The organism is Candidatus Saccharibacteria bacterium oral taxon 488, from assembly GCA_013099015.1.
Classification (GTDB): Bacteria; Patescibacteriota; Saccharimonadia; order Saccharimonadales; family Saccharimonadaceae; genus Nanosynbacter.
On record CP039998.1, the window covers coordinates 329,910 to 346,200 of the forward strand.

Annotated in this window: 16 protein-coding genes; 1 reads left to right on the forward strand and 15 read right to left on the reverse strand. The window is 42.5% G+C overall.

Translation table 11 applies throughout. The features are described from left to right. Positions 1-9 precede the first annotated feature (9 nt). From FBF29_01695 to FBF29_01740, 10 genes are all read right to left on the reverse strand, one after another. Positions 10-489 carry a hypothetical protein gene (locus FBF29_01695; protein QJU07411.1) on the reverse strand — a complete coding sequence of 160 codons (480 nt, stop codon included), beginning with the start codon at positions 487-489 and terminating at the stop codon, positions 10-12. An 85-nt stretch (positions 490-574) separates the two neighbouring features. Next, complete coding sequence (locus FBF29_01700; protein ID QJU07412.1) at positions 575-973, reverse strand: DUF4325 domain-containing protein; 399 nt, start codon at positions 971-973, stop codon at positions 575-577. Then, positions 897-1,940, reverse strand: coding sequence for a hypothetical protein (locus FBF29_01705; GenBank protein QJU07413.1), 1,044 nt, complete (start codon positions 1,938-1,940; stop codon positions 897-899). The genes FBF29_01700 and FBF29_01705 overlap by 77 nt, the downstream gene beginning before the upstream one ends. 50 nt (positions 1,941-1,990) lie before the next feature. Further along, positions 1,991-4,516 carry a hypothetical protein gene (locus FBF29_01710; GenBank protein ID QJU07414.1) on the reverse strand — a complete coding sequence of 842 codons (2,526 nt, stop codon included), beginning with the start codon at positions 4,514-4,516 and terminating at the stop codon, positions 1,991-1,993. Between the two features lie 8 nt (positions 4,517-4,524). Further along, the gene (locus FBF29_01715) at positions 4,525-5,139 is read right to left on the reverse strand and encodes a CHAP domain-containing protein (GenBank protein ID QJU07415.1); all 615 of its coding nucleotides are present in this window, start codon (positions 5,137-5,139) and stop codon (positions 4,525-4,527) included. Continuing rightward, positions 5,136-6,926 carry a DUF87 domain-containing protein gene (locus tag FBF29_01720; protein QJU07416.1) on the reverse strand — a complete coding sequence of 597 codons (1,791 nt, stop codon included), beginning with the start codon at positions 6,924-6,926 and terminating at the stop codon, positions 5,136-5,138. Before FBF29_01720 ends, FBF29_01715 begins: the two co-directional genes overlap by 4 nt. Continuing rightward, complete coding sequence (locus FBF29_01725) at positions 6,895-7,542, reverse strand: hypothetical protein (protein ID QJU07417.1); 648 nt, start codon at positions 7,540-7,542, stop codon at positions 6,895-6,897. Before FBF29_01725 ends, FBF29_01720 begins: the two co-directional genes overlap by 32 nt. Then, complete coding sequence (locus FBF29_01730) at positions 7,472-8,017, reverse strand: hypothetical protein (GenBank protein ID QJU07418.1); 546 nt, start codon at positions 8,015-8,017, stop codon at positions 7,472-7,474. The genes FBF29_01725 and FBF29_01730 overlap by 71 nt, the downstream gene beginning before the upstream one ends. Further along, positions 8,014-9,531: a hypothetical protein gene (locus FBF29_01735; GenBank protein QJU07419.1), complete on the reverse strand. Its 1,518-nt coding sequence runs from the start codon at positions 9,529-9,531 to the stop codon at positions 8,014-8,016. The genes FBF29_01730 and FBF29_01735 overlap by 4 nt, the downstream gene beginning before the upstream one ends. A gap of 7 nt (positions 9,532-9,538) precedes the next feature. Then, the gene (locus FBF29_01740; GenBank protein QJU07420.1) at positions 9,539-9,877 is read right to left on the reverse strand and encodes a hypothetical protein; all 339 of its coding nucleotides are present in this window, start codon (positions 9,875-9,877) and stop codon (positions 9,539-9,541) included. 226 nt (positions 9,878-10,103) lie between these two features. Here FBF29_01740 and FBF29_01745 point away from each other — a divergent pair, with 226 nt between their 5' ends. After that, on the forward strand, positions 10,104-10,409 hold the full coding sequence (locus FBF29_01745) for a hypothetical protein (GenBank protein QJU07421.1): 306 nt from the start codon (positions 10,104-10,106) through the stop codon (positions 10,407-10,409). On the opposite strand, the gene FBF29_01750 is transcribed toward FBF29_01745, so the two are convergent. The 5 genes from FBF29_01750 to FBF29_01770 all read right to left on the reverse strand — a co-directional run bounded on the left by FBF29_01750 (position 10,404) and on the right by FBF29_01770 (position 16,171). Continuing rightward, complete coding sequence (locus tag FBF29_01750; protein ID QJU07422.1) at positions 10,404-10,775, reverse strand: helix-turn-helix transcriptional regulator; 372 nt, start codon at positions 10,773-10,775, stop codon at positions 10,404-10,406. The genes FBF29_01745 and FBF29_01750 overlap by 6 nt on opposite strands. A gap of 203 nt (positions 10,776-10,978) precedes the next feature. Next, positions 10,979-11,509 (reverse strand): hypothetical protein, encoded by a 531-nt coding sequence (locus FBF29_01755; protein ID QJU07423.1) that lies wholly within the window; start codon positions 11,507-11,509, stop codon positions 10,979-10,981. Between the two features lie 571 nt (positions 11,510-12,080). Next, entirely contained in the window at positions 12,081-14,033 is a 1,953-nt protein-coding gene (locus tag FBF29_01760; protein QJU07424.1) for an ABC transporter permease, read from the reverse strand. Next, positions 14,017-14,745 carry an ABC transporter ATP-binding protein gene (locus FBF29_01765; GenBank protein QJU07425.1) on the reverse strand — a complete coding sequence of 243 codons (729 nt, stop codon included), beginning with the start codon at positions 14,743-14,745 and terminating at the stop codon, positions 14,017-14,019. The genes FBF29_01760 and FBF29_01765 overlap by 17 nt, the downstream gene beginning before the upstream one ends. A 583-nt stretch (positions 14,746-15,328) precedes the next feature. Continuing rightward, positions 15,329-16,171 (reverse strand): hypothetical protein, encoded by an 843-nt coding sequence (locus FBF29_01770; GenBank protein QJU07426.1) that lies wholly within the window; start codon positions 16,169-16,171, stop codon positions 15,329-15,331. Positions 16,172-16,291 lie beyond the last annotated feature (120 nt).

The window sequence follows — 16,291 nt, forward strand, 5'->3', positions numbered from 1 at the left end:
AACTCTAGTTTAGCTAGCGATATATATTCTATAGCGTTTTGTTTTCAAAGCACTAATCGTAGACTCTATTTGACTGAAGGCGCCTAGATAGTCGCTTTCGGATAATTGCGCCCCCTTCTGAAACTTATCGGTTAAGGCTGGATATGCACTTCTGTCGAACGGGGACCCTATATTATCCTTAAAATCGGTCAACAGGGGGCTTGATTCTCTTGATATAGTGTCTATCCTATTTTGTATTTTACGTATTAATCTACGTAGTTGCTTCACATTCTCTTCACTTATGCTCTCTTTGGCGTATGTTTCAAGGTAGAGGCTATCGACAGCTTCCAGTAATCTAATGACTTCTTCAATCTCTCCACAAACCATTGCCTCATAACTTCGTTGATTATTTAACTTTCTATCTATAATAAAAGGTGTTACAGAGACTGATATTGCCAATGCCAATAGAGCAATAACAGATCCTAGGTCTACTTTTGTATCGATAGACATGAGTTTATAATTAAACAAAAAGTGATACCCTACAGCTCCAATTAGAATTCCTATGAGAACCCATACAGTAGTCAACGAGAAACTCTTAATTGTTGATATCGATACTTTCATCAATATAGCCCCAGAACCTCTCCGTTAATCCAGGCTCGTCATCGCTTTTGATTTTTATCTTTTCTCGTACATCCAGACCGTCCTGTTTGCACTGTTGTGATATCTCTAATGCAAGCTCTGATAGAAATGAAGATGCGTACCCCCAAGTATTGTCGAAATCAATAAGTATAAGTTCTTTATCATTGAGGTGTTGTTTAATATAACTATCAAAAAACTCCTCAGCAGAACCGTCACCGTCGCTTTTATATCTGGCGCCCGGTAGGGTTGTGAAGTCGCTAACGCTTATTTTTATTCTGTTACTCAACACAAACCTCCCAGTAGTATATTGTTGCTGACAGGTTTTCAGATGAATCCTTCTCAATACTACCAATATTAACTAGGTTAACCTTAGTTTTGTTTGTAATTATCTCAAATCTTTTATACATATCGTCACCGCTTACTGTATCGTATATATATTTTATACCCTTACCCCTCTGCGGTAAAGTAGTGCGGCTTTGCAGTCCGTTTGGTATAGCTTGCCTAAAGAACTCGCCTTGAGAGCTTTCTCGCTTGATTATCGTATGCCACCATGGCGATCTTCCTTGCTGCTGGCTGTTAGCCTTATCGATTAGAGTTTCGTAAATACCAACGCCCATATCTATTATGCAGTATTGTTTAACCTTGTTTCCGTTGTTATTCTTGGTTTCATACGTGTTAACGATCCAAGGGAGGGTGTAGCTGCTATCTGGATTGGCGTGATCTGCGGTATTTGTTACGATCTCAATAATTATTGGAGGAAGGTCTCGTAGTCTTTGTTGATTGCTTTCTCCAAAATAATCAACAGTTTTCGTTAATATATCGCCAATTGCCTCTTTGTTTACCTCATCTTCTCTTCGTGATAAGAACACCCCACTGTTAAAGTCTGGCCTCCTCTTTTTAATAATCATATTTTCAAATTGTGCTTCCTCGAAAAATCTGTACGCTGCAGAATTTGAAAGAGGGCTTGTTACCTCTAGGTATTTTGATTTTGTATTTCTATCTAGCATAAACGCACCCAGTAAGCATAGTGTAGGAAGATCAATAGAGGTTATCTTGTGCAAGTTCATCTGTGTATATTCTTCTTGATCCAGCATGCGTTTTACGGTATTGAAGTATTTAATTACACTGTCTCTGTTGTCTAATATAGAGAAATCGGTTGGAGCATCCATTGACGTGTAGGATATATTCTTTGTGCCTTTTTCACGCAACCGTCGGCTGTACCTCAAAAGCCTATCTCCACGAGAATGTCTCGCCCTTAACTCTTGGCGATGTTTCTTGCGCGCTATTCTTTGCTGCTTTGCTCTATCTTTTATTTTTCTCATATGCTTAGTACTTATTATAGCGCAGTTGTTATTCTGTAAGTTACTGCAAATCAATCGTCTATCATTGGTACTGTTTTTTTCTTCGTACCCTTATTTTTTACTGTTTGTTTTTTCTCTATAGTATGTCGGTTTTTGTTATCTGCATTTTTTTGCTCTCTTGCATAATACCTCCGTGAATGTGCAATAACGGCATCTCGTACAGTTTTGTCGCCCTCATCTTCTAGTAATAATGTCTCGCCAGACAACGGCTCTTGTGCGTTCACCGCGACTAGCCGCACGTAGTAATTGTATGCCGGCAGATTACTGATTTCGCCTGACTCAATATATGGGCTAAACATCGGTAGGAGGCGCTGCTCGTCTTGCGGATTTCCGGTCCGGAAGCAAACAATCGTGCCGACATTAGCTAGAATTATATTGACCGTCTGCTGGTCGCTTTGCTGTGAAGTAGACTGCTCTGCCATGATCATGAAAACTTTATATTTACGACTTTCAGATAGCATTTGCACAAATGAGGTTGTGGCGAAATTTTGAAACTCATCGACGTAAATATAGAACGCGCGACGCTCCGATTGCTGCAATCGGGCGCGCCGCAGACTTGCGAGCTGAAGCTTCGCAAGTATGGTAATACCAAATAACTCAGACGTATCCTCACCGAGTAAGCCTTTCGACACATTACAGATAAGTATCTTCCCCGAGTTAATGATCTCGTCAAAATTAATCGTTGATTTTGGTTGTTCAAGAACCTGTCGTGCCGATGCTGAGAATAGAAAACGTCCAATTTTCGCCGTAATCCCTGCTGCCATTTTTACTTTCTGCATATCGCCAGCTTTGCCAAATTCATTTTTCCAAAAATTAAGCAAGTTAGAGTCTTCAATTGTCTTGATGACCCTACGGCGATATTTTGGATCGTTAAGCAAGTCAAAGACCGTAAACAATGTAGCATTGTCCTGAGTGAGTGCTGTTTGTATGGCGTTCCTTAGTATATATTCAATCCGATGTCCGCCCGAATCCTCATCGCTAAAAATTTTACGAAAGACTGAAATAACAGACTCGGTTATCAAATCCTTCTCGCGCATCAACTCAGTGCCAGTTAAACCAGGAGATAATTCCAATAAATTCAAGCCAATTGGATATTCTAAGTCATCAGGGTTGAAGTATATCACATCTTTAATGCGCTCTCGCGGCACGTGTCGTAATATCGTTTCGGCCATGTCTCCATGAGGATCAATAACCGCTAGACCCCTTCCATTTTTCATGTCATGCACAATTTGATACTGCAGCATTGTCGTTTTACCACTTCCGGTGCCGCCGACTATGTATTGATGTCGTTCACGCTCTGCATTGGTTAGACCGATTGGGGTGGTAATTCCGTGATGATAATTTACGCCAATGATAACTGAAAAATCTTGATTATTTTTCAAAGAAATTGGTGCTGGTAGTGTTCGGCTGAGTGATGTAACGAGATTGTCGGTCTTATTGGCGTAGCTTAAGGGAAAATGATATAAGCTGGCGAGCTCGGTTGAGGCTAAAATGATACTTGATTTACGAAATAGTGAAGGCAGTCGCGCTATGGCAGTGTGGCAACGAATTGTTGATAGGATCGGTAGAGGCAGTTTAGGCTTAAGCGCTTGGTATGGCGGTACGCTATAGCCAGCAATAGCGGACTTAATTGCTCCGGCATAATGTTTTACCTGAGGGCTTTTGATCAAGATACGCAGCGAAACCTGAAATAGTGGTTTAGTAACTTTTTGATGCATTGTCTCCATCAATTCCAGTTCAAACGCGCTCAATACTCGCGTTGGACGATCTTCTCGGATAATCTTCCGTGGGATTTGATAATAGTTCTGACGCTGCATATTATATGCTGCACGGTGATTTGTCGTAATGCCAGCATATACTTCACTAGCCGTACCCGTCACTCCGGACGACACTCGACCAATAACCCGAGCTACTTTACCAGCGATAGAAAAGTTTTTACTATTCACTTGCTGCAAGATATTTTCGTTATCTAAAATTTTATGAGACAGTATCTCCGCTTCGCGTAAATGAACTGGTATCGCAACCAATTGCAAAGTTATCTCTTCATTATTTTGTAGACCAGACATAGCACTTGTTACATAACTAAGAGGATCATGCCGCTCGGGCTTTGACATTAAGTTTAGTGGCAATACATAATGACTGGTTTGCTTATATTCAAGTACTAGATCTGGTTCACTAATAGTTCGTTTCACCTGTCTAACCTTTACATCTGGAAGATACGCAACTATGGATTTTTGTAGTATATCAATATGTTTTTGCTCGGCTTGTATAAAGTAGCGTATGCCACCATGGCGCGTTGAAGTAATTTCAAAGCTCATCACCGGTTTACGATCAAGCCAACGATCTTTGAGGCTTCGAGTAGATTTAGTACCGTGAACTACCGAGAATAATTGCTCTGTAGCTTCAGGAGTCCTGGAGGCGCTGGCCGGGGGTACAATTTCGAGCCACACCGTGCTGCGTGTTCGTAGATAGCGACGATTAACTGCGATTCGGATCAACAAGAACAGCAGCACTACAACAACGATAGCGCTGAGCACGACTAATACTATCGACCCAACCCATAAGGTGGTGACAACGTAATCGGCTGTGGGTTCCACTGCTGCACTCCTAGTTTGTTATGTATAAAATTGTACGAGCTGGCAGCTTCTTTTGTGAAAGTGCGCTGAGAAACAACATTGAGCCCTTTAGCATTCATCTCAGAAATTTTCCATTCGCCACTGATTTGATTGACCGCTATAACATAGGCTACGTGCCCGTAGCCGTAACCACCGGCATCAGTTTGGAATATTGCACCAGCCGCAGGTGTATGATTAACTATATAACCATCACGTCGTGCATAGTCGTCCCATGTATTTGCATTACCCCAGTTGTTTGGAATTGGACTACCGGCCCATTTACGCATGGCGTACGACCACCAGGTACAATTGCCCCAGGCGTAGGTATTGTCAGGCATTGCCCCACCATTATAAAATCCGCGCTCTTCAGCCGCCTTTGCACTCGGTGCATTCGCTAGGAAACTCAGCGCCGGAAGGCCAAGAGAAAAGATAGCAACCATTGGCATTAGCAGGATAAAACCAATAATCGCTATGATGAGCGTGAGAATTCTCTTGGGTCGAAAACTACTACCAACTCCAAATATTGAAACGGGGCTATTTATCATGAATACAGCTCCCGTGGATCGGTCGTGATAAGCGGGTGCTCTTTGTCCGCTGCGACAATTTTAACAGCAACATGATTCTGGTCAGCAATGAGCAGCGCATCGCCACGCTCACATGTTAGTAAAAAGCTTTGCTCGTACTCACTGAGATTAAACTCGTTAACAACGCCTTTGATAGTAGTTGTATCTTGTCTCATTAAGATGCGTAAGGCACTTTGTGAAGCGATCGCCCTGCCATACTCACTTTTTAGAAAATCGTTTGCTTGCTGAGAGATAATCGAAACCCCCAAGTAATATTTACGCGCTCGACGCACCAATCCTGCCACAAATCGCGCAGACTCCTCGTGCTGCAGTAAAATCCAGCCCTCATCAATAACCAGCAGGCGCTTTTCAGGTTTTGCCATAACCTGATTCTTTACAAAGTTAGATATGATTAGCATCATAATCTGGCGCAAATTTTCTGGAAGATCTTTTATGTCAAAGATAACGAGGCGGTTATCAAGTTTAACATTGGTTTGCGCATTGAATACATCCGCCAATGATCCAGAGATGTATTTTTCTAACTTCTCACACAACTTTAGCTGTCCCAGTTTTCGTAGCTCAGCATATAAATCCTCAAGTAATGGCTGCTGCTTTTTAGTCTGTCGATATACCTTAATGATTGCTTTATCGGTAGCTGCCTTTTCGCGTGCCGTTAAACCTTCGGCCATGAGACTAATGATATCCATAAGATCTTGTGCGTGCTCAGATAAAGCTTCCACTTCATGACATGTCGTGGCCAAGTCAAAAGGATTGATTTTTTGCTTGCTTTTGGCCGATAGCTTGATATACGTACCGTCCACAGAGTCGGTTAGTCGCCTGTATTCACGCTCCGGATCAATTACGATAACACGAGTTCCCTGCATGAGTTGTCGTAAAATCTCGACTTTGGTAGCGTAGCTCTTGCCGGCACCGGACTGAGCAAAGGTGATTGAATTTGCATTATGCAGGCTAAACCGGTCTAGAATGACGAGTGAGTTGTTTGACTTATTAATCCCGTAAAGGATACCAGATTCCTGCACTAACTCTGAAGACATAAACGGAAAAGCTAAAGCCGCACTTGAACTGTCAAGATTACGTTTTTGAGCCAGTTGATCTTCTGCACGCGGTAAAATCGACTGCAATGCTTCAAGCTGCTGGTAGCGCGCAACTTTGGAATAAAATAAGCGAGTTGATAAATTTGCCTCTAGGAGCTTTGTCGTTTTGTCTAATTCTTCTTTGCTCTCAGCACGAATTGCTACATAAATTGCCATCTGGAATAACTTTTCCTGACCACGCTGAATCTTATCACGAAGATCAATCGCCGACTCAAGGGGGTCTATTATTTCCGAGCCAATAATTCGTCCTTCACGTATCATAGCACGGCGTGTCGACTCTAGCTCTGTAATTTTACGGTTTAGTTTTGGTAGCGCCAAATGCGCATTAACCTCGTGCAGGTGGTAGCTGATGTCAATGTTGTGATTAAAGTTAATCAGGCTATCCATCCAGTCGGAACTGGCTACAAATGGATAGCCTGAAATATACAATGTACGGATGTATGTGCCATCAATGCAAAGGTGGTCAACATTCTCCTCTAGCCCAGCATACGATAGCGTATCAAGCATGTCCTGCTCGCCGAACATAATATCTAGCTCCTTTTTTCGAGCGGCTCTTTGCTGCTTACGACGTAAGATAGGCGCATATAGCGAACTCGCGAGTTGCTTAGGATTTATTGAGAGCTTACCGTCCTTGATCATCATATTTTGCTCCATGTCTTACTAATTCCGAGTGAATGGCCTGTAGTATATGCTCAGTAAGTGGCTGTATTTTTGATTGAGCTTGGTTATAAAAGCTGTAAAACAGGTCTAGGACTTCTAAACTATTGAGCATATCAGTTCGCATACCAAGTCGCGCTATACCCTTAGACACGATGTCCGTCCTTAACTTCAACTGTTCTTGTATTAGCTCAAAATCAGTGTTTCCATTCGGGTGATACGGCACAATTATGTAAAAATGCCGTGTTAAAATTTTATTATTTGTAATAAGCGAGTGAAGAAACTCGCCATAATGTTTTAACTGATCACGGTAAATTTGTGTCGTTTCACCGCTCAGTCGATTATTTAAGTTTTCTAGATAGTCATCCATGTCTATCTCGCGAGTACGTACTAAAATCTGGATCGGCCAGCCAATAGAATTAAGGAAACTTTCATAAGTATCAATAATCGCATCTTGCTCCTCGTCACTTTTTAGCTCAAAGTTTAGTGCTGAAACAGACAGGATTAATCGGTAATTGTTATCAGGTAGCGACAAAATACCATCACGTACCCCTTTGATTGCGATTTGCTGGCGCGCACTTGATTTGGCGGTCGACTTCCGTAAGCCGAACATGAAAGCCTCCTTTCTTATCGGTTTCAAAACGCATCTTTACAGCTGGATTATCAATGACCCTACGAACTTTTATTGAGTCTGCAATCGCCAACTCAGATGTGTGATGTTTCACTTCTGAGACTGGAGCCACAGTATTTTCTGTCTGATTAATATCCGAATATCGTTCTCTTAGGGTAGTTGTATTTTTATCGCACACATAATATTTTGAACGAGTATTGTAGCGCAAGATCATTATTAACCACAAGGCTACAATTCTTCCTTGAATCCTTATAGATAGAACGATGCATATCAATAGCAGGATGGCTATTAAAATATATTTGTACAACGCGCTTTCCAATATTGGTGGTAACAAAGTAAAAGTGCCGGCACTAAAAAATACAGGAATAATCAAAAGTAGTATCTGCGAAAACCCCAGACGACCAATGATGCGATCTTCAACTGTAGTAACTTGTGCGGGCACGACAGTTGTCTTCATGATTTTTTACCTCGAGATTTTGCTATAGTTTTGCTTGATCTAGCCCGATAAGTCGCACCAGTTTTTAGTGGTTTTGTCTCAGGCGTAGTAACCACGGTCGTGCTATTTTTGCTACGTGGATTTACGGCGTATGTTATTTCAGCATCACCTCTTTTATTCAGGTAATTCACCTTTATGGGCGATTTTGTTTGACGAGCAACCGTTTCTACAGTGGAATGAATACGCGCTTTCTTGGCAGTATAGGTAGTGTTCTTGACGCGCTGAGCCGTCTTATTTACGACCCTTGAGCCAGCACCTGTCATATGGCTAATGCCGTTCATAAATTGGCCGCCCATTTTTTTCATATTGCGGGCACCCATGCTGACAAAACTAAACTGCATCATAACGCCTTGAACTTTTAATAGAGTTAAGATCGTTGCGATGCCTGCTATCATAGCCATTAGCGTGTCGGGTAGCGCATTATTTCCAGAGACAGTCGCCATACCGGAGAAGAGTGAGGCTGCGAGCTGTAGAACAACTACATGCACAAACAAAACAAAAATGGTCGATAAAAATGTTTTCATTGATGTCTCGGCAAAATCACGAAAGCCAGGGATAAGCCACAACATACTAACAAGCGGCGATAATACTGTGCCTATAAATAAAGTAATTAAGCGCATGACATAATACACCAGCAATATAACTGAACAGATTAAAAATGCCACCATAATGAGCAAGGCGGCAACGCCCTGGCCCGATGTTTTCTCAACGACTTTAATAAGAGTACCCCATACGGTTGAGGCACCGGAAATTTGATCTACCGCCGATATGAGGACATTTGATAAACTAATGATGCTATCAATTAAGAATATTGAGGTGTTCATCAGTAAAAATATTACCGCCACTCGCGGTAACAGATGTTTGACGTCAACCTCATCAAGACCAAGACCCGAAGCGCTCATTACATGAAAACCGATTAATGCTATGGTTAGGATCAGTAATACATCAGCAATTCCGACCATGGCTAGCCATAGATTAAAAATAGTCTTATTCCCTGTCATGAGTGGTGTTGATTTAGTAAAGAACTCAAGTGCGTTGAGAAACGGTGAAGCAATAGCGTTGATAATCATTGCCAATAGCCCTGTTATGGCCTTAACTATCATTTCGATGAGCCCATTATTTTCAGACTTTGGTGTGACGGCTTGTAGATTTGGCAGGGTTGCGCTACCTGGATCTTGGGGAGCTTTATACGATCCAGTTAGAATTGAGACAATCGTGACAGCGGCGAGTACGATAACTAGCCCTATCACAGCTTTTTTAGCAATATCTTTGGCGTATTCCATGCGGTCTGGTTTGCCATTACTGGTCATATAGATATATCCGGCGTGTGCCAAAAAGAAAGCACAGACTAATGATGCAATACCGGATAAGATCTTCACTGTTGGCAGAACGTAGTCACGTACAGTTTTTATCGCGCCAGTCGTATCTGCAAACAGCATCAGACTATTCATTAGAGCGTCGCCAAACTCTAACATCGGCGGATTATCCTCCGAATGACTGTCGCGCTAACGTCGTCACGATATTCGCTAAAACAAATGCGGCTATGACGATCGCCAAGCCGATTGCCGACCAGGTAATTGTTCGCTTGGCTCTATCAAGCTGTTCGGGATTACCAGAACTGGTGATATAAGTGAATCCACCGGCAACGAAGAATCCAGTCGCGACTAGGCCAGCAAGCCCCGCAATCACCTGTATGATACTTCTGATAAAGTTTTCTACATTACCTACCCCAGCCGGAGCGGCTGACGCTACGTCCATAACTACAAACGGCAGGCCAACTATGACAATTGCTGCTGCTATATAATAGATTTTCCCTGGCACCCCTAACTCCCTTCCTCAGAGATTAAACCCATTGTTTGTCTCTGTTATTTTTACGTTAGCAGCTAGGGTGACGGTTGACAAGACGGCACCTCTAAGTGCTTTAGTGCGATTTCAGTCTGTTAGTTTCTTTTAGGTAAGTAAGTGTCTAACTGAGGAAAATGTCACTTAGCGTCCTATGGAGGAGAGGTCGCTTTACACAGATACGTTGTCTTATTATACTAAAATTATGAACAAGTTGCAGTCTGAGAAGATTATACTAGCTTCGCCACTTTCTTTTATTGGCTCAGCGAAGCGCATTTGGCACATAACTGAAACTAGGGGCGCACTAAAGATTGTAGCAATTCCCATGGCAATCATCCTTATCGTATTTACTTGGGTGATTGTTTCTATTTGGTATGTCATTATTTATATTATTTTTGGCGTTTTATTTATCCCGTATAGACTACTACGCCGTAGCGGCCGCAAACAGAAACAAGAAAAACTACGACATCGTGAAATTCTTGATACGATTGCAAAAAATCGCAACCTATGAGCTAAACTCTACGTGACGATCTTTTCTGTCATATTCCTTTTGATGTTTACGCACCTCGCTATAGTGAGAATCACACCATACCGAGATATGCTTCGCGAGTTCCAATAGCTCAAGGCCCATGTCTGTTAATTGATACTCAACTCGCGGCGGAATTGTTGGATAGAAAAAGCGCCGGACGATGCCGGCGCGCTCAAGGGCTCTTAAATGCTCAGTTAAAACTTTTTGAGTAATATCCGGAAGAGAGCGGTGTAACTCTGAGTATCGCCTTGTGTCACCACCAAGTGATTGAACGATCGAAAATGTCCATTTACGAAATAGAATGCTTGATAGTATGTCGGACGATATTTTTCTCATACACTTTGCCATAGACGACCCTTTCAATAGTTGACGCTCTGACAATGCGGGTTGGCTGAATTATCTATTGTCAGAAATGATTTTTATTAGATTAAATCTTTTGCGATCGCTCCTCTGAGATAAAATAAGGTAATCACCACTATAATTATAGAATTATAGTGAGTATACTGCAAATATAACGGACGCGCCATCTTCTGTCTGAGGGTAATATAGAGTTAGTTGCCGTAAGGTATCAGTAGGATTAATGACAATACGCCAACTAGTATATATGCTATCAATGCTGGTTTCGTCAGATACGGTTCGGTCAAACGATTAACTTGAGCTACATCGTAGTAATCCCAAAGTCGCCATCCGCAAACCATTAGACCGATACCGGCGAATATACTTAGATAGCCGCTAACATCAAGGTGCCAAAGAAAGTTCGGTGCATCAAGTAGCGAGATAAAGATGGCAATGCCAGTGGTCGACCAGAATCGTACTGAAGGCTTAAGACCGACAGCGGTAGCGCATGCTGCAGCGACCATAACAGACTCGACAAGAGGATTTCCTGTAAAAAAGACTTGTACATAATAGCTGAGGTGCCCGTGTTTAGGATCAGCACTACCAATTAGCCAACCAATTCCGTACACTAGCGCCATCATAACAGTCAACGACAGTATCAGACGCAAGAAATCAGTAACGAAAACGTCTCTGATAGTTATTTTCGTGTATTTTGATGTTTTTGTCAGATGCAGGAAGCTACGCATAACTAATAGTAACGCCGATAGTTTAAGTGAGCAGTTTACCGACATGCTCAGGTCTCTTCTCACGACGCGATGCAGAAGCCGCGTCCCACGTCACAGATGTAGTCGTGACTTGACAGGGACGGCTTTACGTAGGCTCCCACGTTGGTGGTCTGCCACCGGCCGGGATTTCCCCCACAGCCGACACGAATCTGGTACGGACTGTCGTTAGGGAAATCGAAACTCCAGTTGGCGGTCCACCGGTCAACTCGAGAGAAGTTGGCCCACCCGGAACGTCCTCCCGGCTGGGAGATCCAGATGCCAACGACCGCCGAGTCGTTCCACTCGACTACTCCCCCACTACAGAGCACGGTGCTACCGTAGGTGGTAGCGCGGGCCTGCGGTGGTGCCGCGACCGAGATTCCGGTCGCAACGAACAGCGCTGCGAGAAGCGCAACCATCTTATTCCTCATTACTCTTCCTTTCTCGTGAGTAGGGAATGATTGCGTTTATGATTATACTCTCATTGGAAATATTTTTGCAATAGCCTTTAGCTCTTTTTGAGAATAAAGCTTACTGGGAGTCGCGATCCTGCCTAAGATTCTCGCATGTCGCTAATTGGGCTGCGACGTATATTACGTACGAGCGGCGGCACAACGCTAAGCAGACCAGTGAGAATACACGCTAGTAAGATGAAGAGTATTTGTTGTAGATCTATACCGACGAGACGTATACTATTATTTGAGCTAATTGCACCAAATCCATATTGGGCCTGCGCTGTAAGTTGTGGTGCGAATTGATTATCCAGTATATATGCACCCGTGAAGCCGATGATACCAGCAAATACAGCTACTAAAGTGGATAAAATTATCGCGTAAAGCATATATACGAGTACAATATCAATTCTCTTAAAGCCAATAGCTCGGAATACTGCTGTTTCATGTCTGCCATCAACAATTGTACGGCCGATCGTAATCCACATAATGAGTGCCGCCAGCGTTACGACACCTATCATAACGTAGACCGACCACTTCTTAAACATATTTTGCATATTGTCTAGTGCGGCGCTATTACTAAATGCTAGGCTAGCTTGGTACGGCCGGCCAATTGGCTTACACGAGTTATCGTATTGAACTGTACAACCCTGTTCGTCGATGAACTTCTGTGCATCACTGGCGCTAGCAAATTCGACAAAACGACGCTTATTGTCCTCATTACCCATTAGATAGAGGGGCTCGTAGGTTAATAAGTCAGCGTAGTTAGTTTTGTTAGGTAGCTGGTTATATAGTGTACGCGGTATGGCTTGTCCAATTCCCTCTGTACGTAGCATCTCAGCAAGTATGTCGTTGGTAGTGCGGGATTTTTCACGTTGTTGTTCTTGCTCTGGGTTGAGCACCTCACTCCTAGGCGACATTCCAACCACCTTGAAAGTGATAAATTTGCTAATAGCCACTGTTTCTTTGCCAAATTTTGCATCAAAAAGTCTTTGATTCACTGCCCGTTTTCTCTCTTCAGCTGTACGCGAGTCATGGGTAATGGTGGCATTTTCACATTTCGTAGGATCAGGCAGAGTATACAGCAAACTTGGTTTTTGATAATTTTTGTTGCTTTGGTTAGCGACAATTTCTTTCTTTTGTTGTAGCGTTTTTTGTATCAATGACTGCGAAACACTGTTTCGATAGCACATTTTGAAGCTTAAGTTAGTAATGTTATTACGGATAATTTTGAGACGTTCAAATTTTTCGGCAGCGCTAGCACTTGCTGGTAATTTCTCTAATTTTAATAGCTGCTCAATAACATTTTGTGGCAGAATAACTGGTAAGCTTGATCCATCAGGTCTCCAACCTGCATTATCAGGCAGTACGATCCCTTTTGTCGTTTCAGGGGGTGCCAGAGTTATGCCTGAAGTGTTAATCGGGGGTTTTACATAATGAGTATTCACTTCTGCTTCGTTTGAAGAGTCGTGAAACACCTCCTTGCCATCAATGAGAGGGGACAATGACGATCTCTTTTTGATAGCATACGATTCTTCGGTAAAAGTTTTAATTGCGCCGTACTGTTTGGCAAGCTGAGACAATTTCACTTCATCAAAGGCAGGAGTGGTACTGTATTTTTCTTTTAGCAATTGAGCTACGATGCCATTTTGGTCGTTAAAAGACAATCGCGTTACACCAGCAGCATCTTGTGAATACGGTGGTTGATCATTGACGTAAGAATACCCTAAGCCAAGTCGTTTCGCTTCGGCAGTTTTTTGCGCGACCAGCACCTCATAGCGCTTTTTTGCTTCAGCGATCAGCTTGGAATCGCGCATCGTTTTGGAGAATTCACTCGTGTCGGATGGCGCATTCATCACACTCACAATATACCGACCTGTTAATCCTTCTTTACGAAATGAGTCAATGCCCTGAAATAACCCATGAGTAACGAGCGAAGCAGTAATTAAAACACCAAACAACATACTTGCCAATAAAACAGTAAGGAACGTCCGTAATTTACGAGCACGGAGCTTCGTGAAAGCCAATACTCCAACGTCAGTTAGCTTGATCATAAAGCCTCCCGTCCTTTAGCGTAATGACGCGGTCGGCCTGAGCTGCGACTTCAGTATCATGTGTAGCGATAATTACCGTCGTACCATATCGTTCTCGAATCTGCTGAAATAGTTGGATTATATCACGACTATTCGCAGAGTCGAGATTGCCAGTTGGCTCATCAGCCAGAATGATAGCGGGTCTATTAAGCAGCGCCCGAGCAATGGCGGCACGTTGAATCTGCCCACCCGAAAGTTCACGTGGGCGATGATTTAGTCGATCATATAAGCCAACTTGCCGTGCTAATTCTTCAATGCGCTGTTTACGCTCCGCACGTTTCATACGTTGTGGCATTGAGGCGACTTCAATATTACGACGTAATGTCAAAAACGGTTGCAAATAAAATGACTGAAAAACAAATCCAATGGTTTGGTTACGAAATTGTGACAATCGACGGTCACTCATCTTACGAATTTCTTGACCATTGACGACAACCTCACCAGAGGTAGCTTTGTCTAATCCGCCCAGTAAATGCAGTAGGGTACTCTTACCACTGCCACTCACGCCAACAAGAGCAATGAATTCGCCTTTATTGACTTCCAGCGAAACACTGTCAACGGCCCTGATTTTTTGTTTACCAATTTTGTATTCTTTGACTATATCCGTAGTTCTAATGATAATTGATTTATCGCTATCTGGATCCGTGCTCCCCCTTCCAGGCCGTATAATCATAGTATTTATATTGTTATCTTCCATAATAAAGCTTATTGTTAACGTTATTATAGCCAAGAACTGTCTCCTTGGTCAATAAAAACATTGATAGCTGGTGTTGTATCGCGCGTCTCATTAATAGTAAAAATCCTCAAGTTATAATTATTGGTTTATGTGTAGGTAAAATATTAAAATATGCGCCTGGTATACGCCCCAGTATGCGTTTTAAGGTGGCGCCGTCTTAAAGAGGTTGGGCGGAATATTAAGATGCTCCCTTGGTCGTTGTGAAACTGATAGAGCGTTCATACTTGCCCCCGCTCACTTAACATGCACTCCAGAGAGCGCAGTCAAGATGATCGGATGCAAGAATGAACGCCATCTCTTTGAGATAACTATCTGTTTAGTTGACTACTTGTATATTATTTTGCAAAATTACATCATCTGTCGCGCACTGTTTGAAACAAACAGAACGCGCCATCTGCTGCACTTCTGACAAAATAAGGCCTAGTCATGAAGGCTACGTGACGGCTTTCGCACGACCATTACAAGGCTCGCACGGCTTGCTTGCAATCGTCGTGCGGCCGAATATCTATTAACCGTAAAGTCAGTGTAACTCATCTAATGGGGAAAGGCCGTCTGCACTATCAATATCTTCCCATATTCTACCAGATTCCGCACTTAGAAGTTGGTCTATAGTTGCTGCATAAATAGATACCTCATCCCCCATGTCAAAGGTGCCGCGAATTGCACGAGTGGAGCGCATCAGGTGCTTTTTAATGGCTGGTTTTGTTGTCAGGAACAGCAGAATTGGAATCTGACTGTTTGTAGCGTCCCATTCACCATCGCTGAAAAATTGCATGTATTGAGCAATGCGCTTTGCGATAACGCTGCGCGGTGTATCGTCTGATATAAAGTCAAAGAAAAATCGCTTCGGAGTCATTTCCTCACCTGTTTTTAATGACAAAAAGGCATCTGGTGGATTGTTTGGAAAATAACTATAGCGAGACATATCTCGACGTGTAAATACCTTTAATGTAGAATATGTTTTCACTAGCATGTTCGTATAGCTATACACATCCAGCGTGTGGTTAATAAACGATTGACTAATATTCTTGTCATGATAGCTTGATCGTATGGTTGCTTCTGTAATGTAGTTCCAGGCATCAAGCGACTGGAGTGTCTTGAGACCTTTTGGTGTTAGATAGTACGCGGCCGGCAAGCCTTGGAGCCTCAGACTTTTGTCATACCTCTTTGCTACGAAACCATGCTTTATTAGGACGTTGAGCTTCTCATAGATATTTGACCCAGCTTTTACCTTTAAGCTTTCTGCTATGAGCTGACGACTGCCAAATCGATATTTATATAACAGCCCTAGTATCTCAATCTGTCCTTGACGTAACACCGACCTATTATCTACTTTCATGTAACCACTTCCCCTTTTGCCCATTCACATAATTTCTATTATATTTATATAAAAAAGGAAGAAAAAATACAAATTATAACAGATAAAAATAGATAAATTATACTGTATATCGATATTCGGCATATTTTTATAAAAGAAATTAGC

Excerpts from the sequence above, each read along its gene's own strand:
- FBF29_01695 (QJU07411.1), bottom strand. The coding sequence starts at position 489 with ATGTCTATCGATACAAAAGTAGACCTAGGATCTGTTATTGCTCTATTG.
- FBF29_01705 (QJU07413.1), bottom strand. The coding sequence starts at position 1,940 with ATGAGAAAAATAAAAGATAGAGCAAAGCAGCAAAGAATAGCGCGCAAG.
- FBF29_01715 (QJU07415.1), bottom strand. The coding sequence starts at position 5,139 with ATGATAAATAGCCCCGTTTCAATATTTGGAGTTGGTAGTAGTTTTCGA.
- FBF29_01720 (QJU07416.1), bottom strand. The coding sequence starts at position 6,926 with ATGGAGCAAAATATGATGATCAAGGACGGTAAGCTCTCAATAAATCCT.
- FBF29_01725 (QJU07417.1), bottom strand. The coding sequence starts at position 7,542 with ATGTTCGGCTTACGGAAGTCGACCGCCAAATCAAGTGCGCGCCAGCAA.
- FBF29_01730 (QJU07418.1), bottom strand. The coding sequence starts at position 8,017 with ATGAAGACAACTGTCGTGCCCGCACAAGTTACTACAGTTGAAGATCGC.
- FBF29_01735 (QJU07419.1), bottom strand. The coding sequence starts at position 9,531 with ATGTTAGAGTTTGGCGACGCTCTAATGAATAGTCTGATGCTGTTTGCA.
- FBF29_01745 (QJU07421.1), top strand. The coding sequence starts at position 10,104 with ATGAACAAGTTGCAGTCTGAGAAGATTATACTAGCTTCGCCACTTTCT.
- FBF29_01750 (QJU07422.1), bottom strand. The coding sequence starts at position 10,775 with ATGGCAAAGTGTATGAGAAAAATATCGTCCGACATACTATCAAGCATT.
- FBF29_01755 (QJU07423.1), bottom strand. The coding sequence starts at position 11,509 with ATGCGTAGCTTCCTGCATCTGACAAAAACATCAAAATACACGAAAATA.
- FBF29_01760 (QJU07424.1), bottom strand. The coding sequence starts at position 14,033 with ATGATCAAGCTAACTGACGTTGGAGTATTGGCTTTCACGAAGCTCCGT.
- FBF29_01765 (QJU07425.1), bottom strand. The coding sequence starts at position 14,745 with ATGATTATACGGCCTGGAAGGGGGAGCACGGATCCAGATAGCGATAAA.
- FBF29_01770 (QJU07426.1), bottom strand. The coding sequence starts at position 16,171 with ATGGGCAAAAGGGGAAGTGGTTACATGAAAGTAGATAATAGGTCGGTG.